The organism is Moritella sp. 5 (assembly GCF_018219455.1).
GTDB lineage: Bacteria > Pseudomonadota > Gammaproteobacteria > Enterobacterales > Moritellaceae > Moritella.
The window spans coordinates 700,328-714,011 of the sequence record NZ_CP056122.1 but is presented as its reverse complement, the minus strand read 5'-3'; the positions used below and the strand labels follow the sequence as shown (position 1 = coordinate 714,011).

Below are 13,684 nucleotides of genomic sequence, written 5' to 3'. Positions count from 1 at the left end.
CTTTAAACAACCACTAACTTACTAAAGATATAACATTATCTTCTTCTGTATTGGTTAATTTATTTTCATTGGTTTCTAGCCAAAGCAGATCGCAAATACCATCTGAAGGGGCAAATCCAGTCGGGGCATTCAGCAACAAAGTTCTTATTTTTTCATGCTCAAAGTGATGACAAGCATTATCAAGGTTATCAAGTAACACTTGCAGTGCAGACCAAGGTAAGTGGATCTCGTTTGCCGTCATGATACGTTTATGAGCAGTCCCTGCGACATTACCACCGATCAGTAATTCTTCATAAAGTTTTTCACCTGGGCGTAAACCACTAAATTCGATACTGACATCACCATCTGGGTTGTTGTCGTCTTTAACGCTAAAACCGCTAAGGTGGATCATTTTACTGGCCAGATCAACAATTTTAACTGACTTACCCATATCTAATACAAATACATCACCGCCTTTGCCCATAGCGCCCGCTTGAATAACCAGTTGTGATGCTTCTGGTATTGTCATGAAGTAGCGGGTGATATCAGGGTGTGTGACAGTTACAGGCCCACCACTGGCGATCTGTTTACGAAATAGCGGTACTACAGAACCTGATGAACCAAGTACATTGCCAAAACGCACCATGCAGAAACGAGTATTGTGCTGTTCTTTTGCTAATGCTTGTAGAGTCAGTTCTGCCATACGCTTAGTTGCACCCATGACATTAGTAGGACGCACAGCTTTATCGGTTGAGATCAGTACAAAGGTTTCGACTTTAGCGGCAATAGCAGCTCTGGCAGTGTATAGGGTACCAAAGATATTATTACGTACACCTTCAACAACGTTGTGTTCAACCATAGGCACATGCTTATAGGCTGCAGCATGATAAACCGTTTGTACTTTAAAGGTTTGCATAATGGCTTGTACACGGTTTTCACGTTGCACTGAGCCCATCATTGGCAAGATTTCAATATCTAACCCTTGCGCTTTAGCGCTTAAGCTTAACTCACGGTCAATCGCATAAAGCGCAAATTCAGATAGTTCGAATAAGATCAGTTTTTTTGGCGACTGTTTTAATATTTGGCGACATAACTCAGAACCAATTGAACCGCCAGCACCAGTGACCATGACAATTTTATCTTTGATATTAGCTGTCATGAGTTCACTATTCGGCGATATAGCTTCACGACCCAGTAAGTCTTCAATCTCGACTTCTTTGATATCACTATAAAGTTTATCACCACTGACTAAGTCAACCATTGCAGGAATGGTCATCACTTGCATTGCTAATGGTTCTAACGTCCGTAATATCGCTTGGCGATGTGAACGACCGATACTCGGCAGTGCCAATAATATTTTTTTCGCTTCTTTTTGCTCGACTAATTTAGCTAACACTGATGGCGAATAAACATGAATACCTTGAATACTTGAACCATGTAATGATTTATCGTCATCAACAAAAGCGCTCGGGTAATATTCATGGCTTTGCATTAATGAAGTTAATAATTGTCGACCACTGACACCAGCTCCGTAAATGATCACGGGTTCACCAATACGTTTAAGATTTATGCCTACAATTGAACGTAATAGAAAACGACTACCACCAACAAGGATAAGCGCAAATGCAGTATAAACAATAGGAACGGTACGGGGTATATTAACGTTAAAGAAATAAGCAAAGACAACGATACTAACTGCAGATATCGCGATACCAATTACAACAGCTGATAAGGCTTTAGAACCCATATAACGTAATATAGCGCGGTATAAACCAAACTTAACAAAAGCTAAGATACTGATTGGGCATATTAATGTCACTAACATCCAGTTCTGATTATTTAGGAATATATCGGTGCTATCTAAACGAACAAATAGCGATAACCAAAATGCAACAAAGATAAATAAGATATCGATAGCAACGCTGACGATACGTTTTTTGCTACGATTAAGGGAGAAGATATGTTGCAAAGGAGTCATTTGTTGTTCCAAATTAAAATAAATCACAATGAATTTAGCTCGTAAAGTAACGCGAAATAATAAAATGGCCAAGATGTTAGCTGAATTAAATTCATCGAAACATAGCGACCATTGATTTAGGCTATAACGCTAGAAATGGTTATTTAACTGCATCACCAGAACCACTGCCCGTGACAGTCATTACTATATATTTAAAATAATCTTTAACATTAAGAGTATCTATCATTTTCTTATCAGTTTTAGCTAGCAGTACAGGTGTAGACATATCAATATTTTGTACCTGTGCTAGACCCGTCACACCAGGTAAAACATCATATACCCCTAATGCATCACGTTCTTTAATCAATTCATCTTGATTAAACAAATTAGGTCGAGGACCAACTAAACTCATTTCACCTTTTAACACATTAATTAATTGCGGTAACTCATCAATTTTTGTTTTACGAAGGAAGCCACCCATCTTAGTAATAGATGCATTATTAGCTAAGTGACTCGCCACTGATTTGGTTTCAATAGACATAGTTCTAAACTTAATCAATTGAAACGGTTTTTTATTTTTCCCTACACGGGTTTGAATAAAAACTGGAGAACCTGTATCAAATAAGCCAATAATTACAACAAAAATTAAAATTGGCCATAAAAAAAGTAAGCCAAAAAAAGCAGCTAGAATGTCTAAAACACGAGTCATTTATTTATCTCTTTAATTATCTTATTATTATTCAAAAATGCTTCCGCAGTCTCTCTAAAACCGTCCTCAAGTGTTTGAGGCGGCATCCAGTTTAATGTTTCTTTAGTATGTGAAATATCCACTTGTAAAGAGCCTAATAAACGTTTAACTATGTCTTGTTTGCCAAATATTTTACCCACCAAATAATAACACCACAAAGGCATGGGAAATATTCTATTCGATTTACCTAATGCTTTAGACATCTGATTAATCATTGAAGCTGTAGACACGTCATTATCATCAGAAACCAAAAACACCTGATTCACAGCATTGGGATGATCAATACAAGTTATAATTAAATCGACTAAATTTTTAACTGATACCAAACTACGCTTATTCTTAGTAATACACCCAAATGGAAGTGGTAATCCTTTGGATACTAAATTTATCAACGAAGCAAAGTTTGCTTTAACACCTGGACCATAAACCAATGTAGGGCGAATGATCACAACTTCTAATCCAGTTTGTTCTGCTAGTTCCAATAATTGCTTTTCCGCTTCGGATTTGGATTGGGCATAAAAATCTTCAGGTGTTCGTTTATCCCTTGATGTGAAAGGCTTTCCTAATCGGGTAAGTTCTCCGTTTACTTTAATCGAACTAACAAAAATAAAACGCTTAACTCCAGATTCCATAGCTTGCCGTGCAAGATTCATTGTACCAACAGTGTTGACTTCACGATAATCATTCAACGAATTGCTAGATTCATCATTCATAACATGAACACGGGCGGCACAATGTATTACGTAGTCTTTCCCAGTCAATAGCTTAGACCAATCAGTGTTAGAATCAATATCAGCGATTTCGTTAACCGGCCAGTACTCTTGCCTGTTGCGGTTCCGTACACTTCCCTGAACAACGTAACCTGAGTTGTGTAAGAAAGAACAAACCGCTTTACCTACAAATCCATTAGCGCCTGTAACTAAAAATTTCTTTGTCATAAATTAGAAACCTATTTACTATTAAAATCATAAATATCAAAAAAAGACTTAATTATCGAACTGTGATCAAAAAGTTCTAGCGCCTTAATTCTACTAACAACCCCCATTTGACGGACCAAATCTGGCTCTTCGACTAATTTTGATATTAAGCTAACAATACTATCAGAATTTTGGGGTTCAAATAAGACGCCATTTTTACCATCAAAAATCATCTGTCTACAGCCAGGTACATCAGTAGTCAAAATTGCCACACCACAAGCAGCGGCCTCTATGAGGGACTTAGGTAACCCTTCTCTATAAGAAGGTAAGCAAGCTACATTACATTTTTGATAAATCGCTGCTATATCGTTTCGCTGTCCTAAACAATCTACGTATCCAAGTTGATGAGCTAAATCGATATCCGATTGTAACAAGGAAGATGTATTATTTTCATCAATAGAGCCCACGAGCAGCAATTGAGCATTGATGTTGTTCTTTTTGATTTTTCTACCCGCATCGATATACTCTCTAACTCCTTTATCTTTTAAAAAGCGAGCAACCATAACGACCTTCAATGGTTCAATCTCTCTAGATTCAGGAGGACAAAAAAATGACGTATCAATACCAGCACCATTAACTACAAATGCATTTGAATCCAACACGATGCCTAATTGCACGAAGTGGTTCAAATCGTCTCTATTTTCAAATACTACCTTTACATTTGAAAGACCCAAAGACAACTTATATACCTGCTTCAATAGCATCCACAACAACTTACCTTGAAAACTCCGAGATAAAGATGCCGAACCTAAACCTGTAATTGAAGCAATATGTAATGGAGCCCTTATACCACGGAACATTCTATTGATTAGCCCAGAATAAATTACTGGTTTAATAGTAAAGGCATGTACAATATCTGGCTTTATTCTACATATAACTCCACGCAGATTAATTATCGAAGAAATTTCAGAGAATACATTTATCCCTTTTCTAGAAAGGGTTAGTTCAACAAAATTAAACCCCCTATCCACCAGTTCAGTTCTTTTTTCTTTATCTCCTGCCGCAACAAATACTTCAGCACCCTCATTCTTGACTGATTCTGCAAGAGTTAAGAAATGAGAACAAAAAAAAGAAGATGAATTGACTATATATAAAACCTTCACTATAACCTCATTAGTATCAATCTGATAACAACATCAAATTTTAAAGCTAACTTATCAATATTTTTTACATTTAGACAACTAAACTAAAAAATACAACACTCGTTAATAACAAATATCCAAACAGGGCAAGATTGCAAAGTTCCCCACCGGTATGGATTAGTGGTAGGTACTAGTTATTTATTCCTACTTTTGTTTACTTTCTTTTTAGCCCTGCATTAAACAATTCATTTTCATTCATGCCAGCATCGAGACGCAATGCAGTTATAATCCTATAGACCAATATGAACAAGTAGCGCCTAGCACCTATACCTAATTGAGTATTACTGGAATGATATATTATTTATCGCAATATCGCAGGGTACTACATTACCAACTTGTCGTATCAAAGCGACTATGCCAACCGTCGTTAATTATGGTCAGTCAAAGCAATTTAGCCAAACACTGAAGTATATTGTATGACTAAAGATAATCGAATTTCTATTCGCCAGAGTCCTTTTTCTTATCTGATAACCACCGAACCTCAGCCAGCTTAAGCAGACGTTGAGGCATCAGTGCCGTTCGAATACTTGATACGATTAACGGCTCAAGCATATTTTTTAAATTAAACAGTCGATTAAACTTCAAGCAAAACTCTACCAAATATCAAGGTAAATGCTTTTGGTTAATAGCATGATAAGTACCGTGCATTGAATTTTTAACATTACTTATCATTGTATTAACCCATTTAAAGTAAGGCCACTCAACAATATCTGGACCACCGCCAGTGACGACTGTAAGATGTAGCATCTCGGCATCTTTAACCGCACGAAAGCACGCTAGACCATCTGAAATAACAATCGCCTTCGGTGTGAGGTGACTTTAGCCCAACGCGTTATTTCTACTTTGTTGAATCCATCTACAGCGCTAAAACGCATACCAATCGGATGACCTTCATCATTGATTGATACAGCTGCAATAAAGGGGCGTTTTCCTTTGGCGCCACAGCCTCTAACACCACGTCTTACGCCTCCCCAGTAAGCATCATCTATCTGGACATAATCAATTAATTGTATTTCATCATCTCGCTCTTTCATTGCTTGCATTAACTTCTACTTTAACCGCCAAGTCGCGTTATACGAAATACCAAGTAACCTTGATAGTTCAAGCGCTGAGATACAGTTCTTTTCTTGCGTTACAAGATATATTGCAAGAAACAAAGTTGTTAGTGGCAACTTAGAGTGAGCGAAAAGTGTTCCAGATATCAATGAAGTTTGAAAATGACACTTATTGCTTTGATACAGCGCTCTCGATTTTAGTTTACAGCACTTGTTGTGGTCACAATTAGGACATCGATAACCCATCGGCCAACTTATTCGATATGCCGTTTTGAAACTGTATTTTATTTCTAGCTATGACCTAAACCTCATTACTACACTCATTTAAGTATAGTTTACGAGGGCTGAGCATTAGTGGTCATCAGATTTTCTTATGTACTATCTTATGTACTAATAAGTATTGGCCAGATTCTTCAAGCTACTCAAAACTGAAATAATTAATCAAGCTTGTTCTATGAAGCCCTACCAAATATAGGGTCATCATGATTCCCCCCTGTTAGCACTTAGTTTCCTTATATTCGAAGCTTGTTTAGTAAGCCATTCCCCCCAACCTTCAATGTAGCCAAAAGCAACAAAATGATTTCTCATGCCAATATTGGTTCTGGGTATCTGATAGGGGAAATTATCGGGGCTAATAAAGTTAGAATCTGACGTAAATGCAAACTTAAACCCAAGATTTGAGACTATAGATAAGGACTCACTATTATAACGGCCAAAAGGATATGTAAAACAGTCAATATCAGTTCCAATTTTTTCTTCCAATCTATTTTTGTCCTTTTGAATATTCCCCACTTTACACTCAAAGGTCAGAGCGTTTGAAATCATATCAATATGAGACCATGAATGACCACATATCATAGCTCCATTATCATACAAAACCCTAAGTTCATCCCAATCTAACGAGTTTTCTTGCCAGGTTTTTATATTATTCTTACAATAAACTTTAGCATCACATACATTTAACCCTATGAAATCAGAATTAACAGATAATATTGGCTTTATGTTATATTTATTAAAAATTGGAAGACCATATAAATACCAAGATTCATAACCATCATCTAGTGAAATAATGACATTGACCTTGGATTTAGATATATTTCCTCTAACATAATCTTCAAAAGAAATAACATTATACTTAAGAGATATTTTTGATATTAACGATTCAAAAATATCTAAACTATCAATATGATGAAATACAATAATCCTAGTCTTACCAATATTTTTATTATGCAAGCCCCTAAAGATAAAATCAGCTACAACATATAATGAGCCAATAATAAAGTTTCTAATTTCTTTTTTCATAATAAACGACCAAATTAAGAATGTATGATTTTTAAAATATTATTAAGACTAATATCTAACTGTTCTGTATTGCAAACAATGTGCCGATCAAATTTAACAACATTTAATATCGACTTTTGGCATAGATCAATTTCATGAACAGATAACTCTTGCTTCCGTCCATAAACGATTTCTGGTTCAGCATAAAGTACAACAAAATAATCTGGCTTGATTGATAGCTTATAAAAAAGCCGATTTATTTTACTAAGAGAACCTGTTGCATGTATAGATGATCTATTCGTTCCTGGAAATCGGTCGATTAATACAGTTACCCCTAACATTCTAAATAAACGTACTTTTATCCCACGTAAATAATTTTCTATAAAGAATAAGATATATACAAATCTATTGTAGGGACTTGGAATCTTTAATAATAGTTTGTATATAGGTAATAGGAAAAAGAACCAATCCCCCATATACTGTTTTTTTGATACGCTAGAGTGTTGCAATAAATCAATAATATAGCTTTTCCCTGAGCCATCTGGGCCAATAAAAGCAAAAGATTTACCTTTCCCTAATCTCGAATAGCGATATTTAAGACTAGCTATAACCCTATAAATAATACGATTCTTCGTGATTTTTTTATATATCAAGTTAAGTCCACAAATTTCCCCATCAAGTGAAGATTTGTAATTTGAACTGTCTTTAAAGAAAGATACCAAACGCCCATCAGAATCATCGAACATATCCTTATTGATGAATCTCTTTAATCTTTTGGCAAGTATAGGGTCCTGACCAAGTCGAGTATTTCCTACATCTGATATAGTAAAGTCAAATAGATCGAAAGTTAACATATTGTAGTTACTCACCAAATCAAAAATATATAACTTTGCGTCTTCATATTTTAAAGCCACGCACTGATTGATATTTTTAACTTGAAAAACAAATCCAAACTCTTCACATATTGCTGCAGCATTATTCATTTTCAAAGGAGGTACGTATATATCGATATCACCCGGAGCTTCTTTTAATTGACTGTGCTGAACAACACCATCAATGGCCAAAAGTATCTGTAAACAATTTTTTATCACAATATTAATACACCCCAAAGAAAAATTTACGAAATGATATATTCATTAGTATCTTCCAACTTATATCATTCATATTTAAAACGAAATTACATATTTATAAAATCGCAGAGATTCATCGCTTCTATTTTAAATAATAATACCACTATCTATTATAGTCTCCACCAAATATGACTGGACCAAGGATAAAACTTAATTAGTTAAGTAACCTGAGACTACCCCCGAGTTTACTTCTGATTTACCCCTCTAGATTTACATCTTCTAAAAATTAATTTTTCACAACATTCCAACTTTTTAAAGTATTAAAAAAATAGGCACAATCACCTCCAAATAGCAATCTGCATAAGAGTCGGCATCACAGGGCAAGATTACGAAGACCAGCTCCCAGCAAGGAGCCGAGATAGGTACTCATTATTTCGGCCAGCCTTTGTTTGTTTTCTTTTAAGTCCTGCTGTAAACGACTTATCGGTGTTCAATAAATTTAATGCAATATGTCTAATTACAGCCAAATTTTCTCCACCTTCGCCTCGTATAATCCTGCAACTGTCTTCATTCATACCAACGTCAAGGGGCGTTGTTGATCAAATCAGCTAGAGGTTTGATCATCCCCTTTCTATCAAAATCTAAATACTTGTCTTTCTTTCAGGCATTCCTAGTCTAATGACTTTGTTGATCGCTTTGATCATTGGCATAGACTTCGCCAACTTGAGCATTGTAACAACGAAGTGATAGTGTGCCCCTCGTGAGCGTTTTATACCGATACATCGCCGTTTCCGATAACGATCTATCATGGTAGCCAGTATCGATTTTCCACTGTTTCAGTTCGCCCGCTTTGAGTGCCGTTACAGCTTCATTTCTCGGATGTCCCGTTTCCCATAACCCTGCATTTTCGTGGTGGGATGAGTGGTTTTATCTTTTTTTGCTTAAGCACTTTATGACACTCTTTAGTGTCGTACGCACCGTCACCTGAAACTTCTGAAATCCGTCGACGCAGAGGGTTTAGCAAAGTGGGTAACACTTCACTGTCACCGACATTAACGAGGCTCATTTCGGCAGAAATGATCTCATGAGTATCAACATCGACCGCAAGATGGAGCTTGCGCCACGTTCAACGCTTTTCACTACCGTGCTTCTTCACTTTCCATTCACCTTCGCCAAACACTTTTAAGCTCGTCGAATCGATAGCGATATGTCGGATAGCACCTCTCGATGGGTTACGATATTTTATTTCAACCGTGTTGGCTCGTTTACTAATACTCGAATAATTGGGACTACGTAGTGGCACATTCATCAGAGAAAAAATGGAATCGATAAAGCCTTGTAATGAGCGTAACGGCAGAGAGAATACACCTTTCACCATTAGCGCAGTTTCAATCGCCACGTCAGAAAATTGAAATCCTCTACCACGCTTTCCATGGTGTTTAGTGCAAGTCCATGCTTCTATCGCAGAGTCGTCGACCCAAAATGTAATCGAGCCACGTTGAGTTAACGCACGATTATACTCTGGCCAATTTGTGATTTTGTTCTTCGACTTACCCATTAAGTGAACCTTTTTAAATCCGTGATAATGATCTGATCACAAGATTTACGAAAGGTTCCCTGATTTAGTCAACAAGGCCGTATAAAACCGTCAAATTTGTAATATTACACAAAATGATTAGCTTCGATAGGATTAGATTAACTTCTCACCCTTTTGAAACTCTTGCCACATAAGGGATCTTCATGATCGGCCCCTGTAAGTATCGGTCATTCAGTAGAAAACTCATTCTTAGCCCCGAGCAAAGCGTAAAGAAACGTTATAGAGAATAACAAAGTTGCTGTTGTTAACTCTCCTTTTAACGGAGTTATGAACAGAACGCAACCGAGTAAAATATTATATATTGACTTTTTGTAAGATAAGAAAAACAGTAACATTAAATTGAGAAGAAAAACCAAACTAAACGCCAAAAATCCAGCCTGTAATAACCATCGAGTATAACTAGGATCAGCCCCTCCAAGTTCAGAATATCGAGGAAAACCATTTCCTATAATAAATTCTGAAAATGTGGGGAGTCTGTAGTGGGAAATCAAATCCCTTGAACTATAGTCCGCCTTCAAATCCAAACCAAAGATTACATTAAACGCAGGTAAAACTCTCTCATTAAAGTGCCATACTAAATTTTGTATAAGCTCTGCATTAACAAAACTAACAAGAAAATATGAAAAAAATAAAAAAATAGATACCTTAAGTTTTAATCTAAAAGAAAATTTAAAAATAAAGAAAATCGGTATCATAAAAAAAATAGGCATCAAGAATGTTCTTGCTGAAAAAAACAATGCACATAATTGTATAATGATAAAATATTTAAAAATTTTCGGCTGATACATAAGATTTAAAACCAGTCCAAAAAATATAATGTAAGAGCTAGTTAGGATTGAATTTAAAAAACCAGGCTTCCTCATAAGTTCATTTTCCACCCCCCAAAAATCCACTAGAGAATTAAGATTGGTACTTATATAACCGAGACTTTCTATAACTTGTAAAATAACAACAAGGGAATTAAGAACTGAAACTAATACAATAAAATTTACTAAACACTTAAAATTTACTAATTTATATTTTATCACAAGAACAATTATAACTGCTTCAGCAAACAACCGAATTGAACTACTAACAGCTTCTGTACTTTCATAATAAAAAAAATAGTTAAAAACACTTACAATCAACAGAGAAAATGTCAGAACTATTATTAATTTCGGGCCATATCGATATGGATTATTGTAAAAAATCATTTTTTATCCAGAATCAATTTAGTCATAAGACTAAGTAATACATTTTTTATAACCAAAGCAGAAAGATACCCACTGATCCCGAAGAGACCACCCAACAAATACATAAGAGAAAAAGTAATTACATTATTTACCAAGGAATGATAAATAAATAATTTAGCACCTCGATTTAAATATATTTTTTGAGTGAAGTAAAACTCTACTGACTGAGTCATTATTAATATAGTAGATAAGGAAATATCTACATAGCCATATACAAATTCCTTACCAAACACAAAGCCAGACAGATTTGAGAAAGTAAATATATATACCGGTATAAACATACAGATTGATAAAAAGATAAAAACGACTCTTTTATCGAGCTTATCTATTTTATATTTTTCTAACGACTTATAAATATATGGTATAAATGAATCTATTAACTTTGCTATTTCTTGAGGCACCATTATAAGTATGCTGTATAAAGCTAGATATTGAGCACCCATAAACTGAAATACCATAAGTTTATCGATACTAAAAGCTAATGTAGTAAAAGCTCCGGCAACAGTACTAGAGGCGCCACTTAATAAAAGTGTTCGAGACGGAACAGACTTCCAATCTAGCAGAAATATTTTCAACCGTAGGATTCTAAAATAAATCACAGTCTGAGGAACAATCAACGAAATAAGGAATGATGGTATGACATAAATATATTCTAAATCAAATAGAAACACCACTAATAACAAAATGTAAAAAAGTAAAACACTTGCAATTTTTGATGTGAAGTATGCACTTGCAGCCTGACGTGAAAAACCACGACCAATCAAGTAATTCTTGTATGAACTAAACAGTTCATACAATGGGATTAATAATAAAACATATTGTAAAACAATGAAGTATTGTTTATCACCCCCATACCCATATTCTATTAAACAGTATATAACAGCACAAATAAAAGCTGATGAAGTAAATTTTACTTTTACAATATCAACAAGTTTGATACGAGATTTATCAAAGCCTGCTTTCAAGACTACACTATCAAACCCAGGAAGGCTTGCTATGACGACGAGAGGAATCAAAGTCATTACATAACGTAAATCACCAAATTCTTCAATTGAATAAAATCTAGAACAAAATAATGTAAAACCTAAAGATATAGAAACTGAACATATAGACGTAAGAATATTAATCCCAAATAATTTATGCATCTGAATTAATCACCATCAAGTTCGCACCCGCCAAATTGATTATTGCTTTTTGTATATTATCTACTTTCTCAATTGAAAGCCTCTGCTTTTTCGAAGAAACCTCTTCTAGTGACGAAAACAACAGTATTATTACATTTAATTTTTTAATACATTGGAATGATAATTTAATCAAAAGAACCAACGGTCCTGATTTAATAATATTACCATCAGTATCAGGAAACCAATCAACGGCTACGACAAAACCACCTAACTTATAAATAGCTACTCTAAATGTTTTAATAAAATCGTCAAAAACATATGAAACACTATTATAAGGGCTTTCAAGACCTATCAATTTATTATAAAACAATTGCGACTTAAAAAACCAATATCCCATGTAGATATTAATCTTATGAAAGGGGTAACTAAATTTATCCGTTTTTCTTTGGCATAAACATCCGACAAATTGATGGAGTCTTATATTTCCCATTAGCTTTCTATTTCCAATTGGCGTTGTTGATCAAATCAGCTAGAGGTTTGATCATCCCCTTTCTATCAAAATCTAAATACTTGTCTTTCTTTCAGGCATTCCTAGTCTAATGACTTTGTTGATCGCTTTGACATTGGCATAGACTTCGCCAACTTGAGCATTGTAACAACGAAGTGATAGTGTGCCGCTCGTGAGCGTTTTATACCGATACATCGCCGTTTCCGATAACGATCTATCATGGTAGCCAGTATCGATTTTCCACTGTTTCAGTTCGCCCGCTTTGAGTGCCGTTACAGCTTCATTTCTCGGATGTCCCGTTTCCCATAACCCTGCATTTTTTCGTGGTGGGATGAGTGGTTTTATCTTTTTTTGCTTAAGCACTTTATGACACTCTTTAGTGTCGTACGCACCGTCACCTGAAACTTCTGAAATCCGTCGACGCAGAGGGTTTAGCAAAGTGGGTAACACTTCACTGCCACCGACATTAACGAGGCTCATTTCGGCAGAAATGATCTCATGAGTAACAACATCGACCGCAAGATGGAGCTTGCGCCACGTTCGACGCTTTTCACTACCGTGCTTCTTCACTTTCCATTCACCTTCGCCAAACACTTTTAAGCCCGTCGAATCGATAGCGATATGTCGGATAGCACCTCTCGATGGGTTACGATATTTAATTTCAACCGTGTTGGCTCGTTTACTAATACTCGAATAATTGGGACTACGTAGTGGCACATTCATCAGAGAAAAAATGAAATCGATAAAGCCTTGTAATGAGCGTAACGGCAGAGAGAATACACCTTTCACCATTAGCGCAGTTTCAATCGCCACGTCAGAAAATTGAAATCCTCTACCACGCTTTCCATGGTGTTTAGTGCAAGTCCATGCTTCTATCGCAGAGTCGTCGACCCAAAATGTAATCGAGCCACGTTGAGTTAACGCACGATTATACTCTGGCCAATTTGTGATTTTGTTCTTCGACTTACCCATTAAGTGAACCTTTTTAAATCCGTGATAATGATCTGATCACAA

The 13,684-nt window shown here is 35.6% G+C and carries 10 protein-coding genes and 3 pseudogenes; all 13 read right to left on the bottom strand.

The annotated features are described in order from the left end of the window. Window positions 1–13 precede the first annotated feature (13 nt). The 13 genes and pseudogenes from HWV01_RS03310 to HWV01_RS03250 all read right to left on the bottom strand — a co-directional run bounded on the left by HWV01_RS03310 (window position 14) and on the right by HWV01_RS03250 (window position 13,642). A complete protein-coding gene (locus HWV01_RS03310; RefSeq protein WP_211674052.1) occupies window positions 14–1,957 on the bottom strand; it encodes a nucleoside-diphosphate sugar epimerase/dehydratase in 1,944 nt (647 codons plus the stop codon). Window positions 1,958–2,096: 139 nt separating this feature from the next. Further along, window positions 2,097–2,645: a sugar transferase gene (locus HWV01_RS03305; RefSeq protein ID WP_211674051.1), complete on the bottom strand. Its 549-nt coding sequence runs from the start codon at window positions 2,643–2,645 to the stop codon at window positions 2,097–2,099. Beyond that, on the bottom strand, window positions 2,642–3,622 hold the full coding sequence (locus HWV01_RS03300) for an SDR family oxidoreductase (RefSeq protein WP_211674050.1): 981 nt from the start codon (window positions 3,620–3,622) through the stop codon (window positions 2,642–2,644). Before HWV01_RS03300 ends, HWV01_RS03305 begins: the two co-directional genes overlap by 4 nt. 11 nt (window positions 3,623–3,633) lie before the next feature. Next, a complete protein-coding gene (locus HWV01_RS03295; protein ID WP_211674049.1) occupies window positions 3,634–4,764 on the bottom strand; it encodes a glycosyltransferase family 4 protein in 1,131 nt (376 codons plus the stop codon). A gap of 477 nt (window positions 4,765–5,241) precedes the next feature. Next, window positions 5,242–6,156: pseudogene (locus HWV01_RS03290) on the bottom strand (IS1595 family transposase). Window positions 6,157–6,338: 182 nt separating this feature from the next. Then, a complete protein-coding gene (locus tag HWV01_RS03285; RefSeq protein WP_211674048.1) occupies window positions 6,339–7,160 on the bottom strand; it encodes a polysaccharide deacetylase family protein in 822 nt (273 codons plus the stop codon). A 14-nt stretch (window positions 7,161–7,174) separates the two neighbouring features. Continuing rightward, a complete protein-coding gene (locus HWV01_RS03280) occupies window positions 7,175–8,230 on the bottom strand; it encodes a hypothetical protein (protein WP_211674047.1) in 1,056 nt (351 codons plus the stop codon). 365 nt (window positions 8,231–8,595) lie between these two features. Continuing rightward, a pseudogene (locus HWV01_RS03275) lies at window positions 8,596–8,796 on the bottom strand (transposase); the annotation flags it as partial. A gap of 54 nt (window positions 8,797–8,850) precedes the next feature. After that, window positions 8,851–9,767, bottom strand: a pseudogene (locus HWV01_RS03270) (IS5 family transposase). A 206-nt stretch (window positions 9,768–9,973) separates the two neighbouring features. Continuing rightward, window positions 9,974–10,999: a hypothetical protein gene (locus HWV01_RS03265; protein WP_211674046.1), complete on the bottom strand. Its 1,026-nt coding sequence runs from the start codon at window positions 10,997–10,999 to the stop codon at window positions 9,974–9,976. Next, the gene (locus HWV01_RS03260) at window positions 10,996–12,183 is read right to left on the bottom strand and encodes a hypothetical protein (protein WP_211674045.1); all 1,188 of its coding nucleotides are present in this window, start codon (window positions 12,181–12,183) and stop codon (window positions 10,996–10,998) included. Before HWV01_RS03260 ends, HWV01_RS03265 begins: the two co-directional genes overlap by 4 nt. Next, window positions 12,176–12,652 carry a hypothetical protein gene (locus HWV01_RS03255; RefSeq protein ID WP_211674044.1) on the bottom strand — a complete coding sequence of 159 codons (477 nt, stop codon included), beginning with the start codon at window positions 12,650–12,652 and terminating at the stop codon, window positions 12,176–12,178. Before HWV01_RS03255 ends, HWV01_RS03260 begins: the two co-directional genes overlap by 8 nt. A gap of 72 nt (window positions 12,653–12,724) precedes the next feature. After that, a complete protein-coding gene (locus HWV01_RS03250) occupies window positions 12,725–13,642 on the bottom strand; it encodes an IS5 family transposase (protein ID WP_211674043.1) in 918 nt (305 codons plus the stop codon). Between the last annotated feature and the right edge of the window lie 42 nt (window positions 13,643–13,684).

What these genes read in the sequence shown, in the direction of transcription:
- HWV01_RS03300 (WP_211674050.1), bottom strand. Translation starts at nt 3,622, where the DNA reads ATGACAAAGAAATTTTTAGTTACAGGCGCTAATGGATTTGTAGGTAAA.
- HWV01_RS03305 (WP_211674051.1), bottom strand. Translation starts at nt 2,645, where the DNA reads ATGACTCGTGTTTTAGACATTCTAGCTGCTTTTTTTGGCTTACTTTTT.
- HWV01_RS03255 (WP_211674044.1), bottom strand. Translation starts at nt 12,652, where the DNA reads ATGGGAAATATAAGACTCCATCAATTTGTCGGATGTTTATGCCAAAGA.
- HWV01_RS03310 (WP_211674052.1), bottom strand. Translation starts at nt 1,957, where the DNA reads ATGACTCCTTTGCAACATATCTTCTCCCTTAATCGTAGCAAAAAACGT.
- HWV01_RS03250 (WP_211674043.1), bottom strand. Translation starts at nt 13,642, where the DNA reads ATGGGTAAGTCGAAGAACAAAATCACAAATTGGCCAGAGTATAATCGT.
- HWV01_RS03265 (WP_211674046.1), bottom strand. Translation starts at nt 10,999, where the DNA reads ATGATTTTTTACAATAATCCATATCGATATGGCCCGAAATTAATAATA.
- HWV01_RS03285 (WP_211674048.1), bottom strand. Translation starts at nt 7,160, where the DNA reads ATGAAAAAAGAAATTAGAAACTTTATTATTGGCTCATTATATGTTGTA.
- HWV01_RS03260 (WP_211674045.1), bottom strand. Translation starts at nt 12,183, where the DNA reads ATGCATAAATTATTTGGGATTAATATTCTTACGTCTATATGTTCAGTT.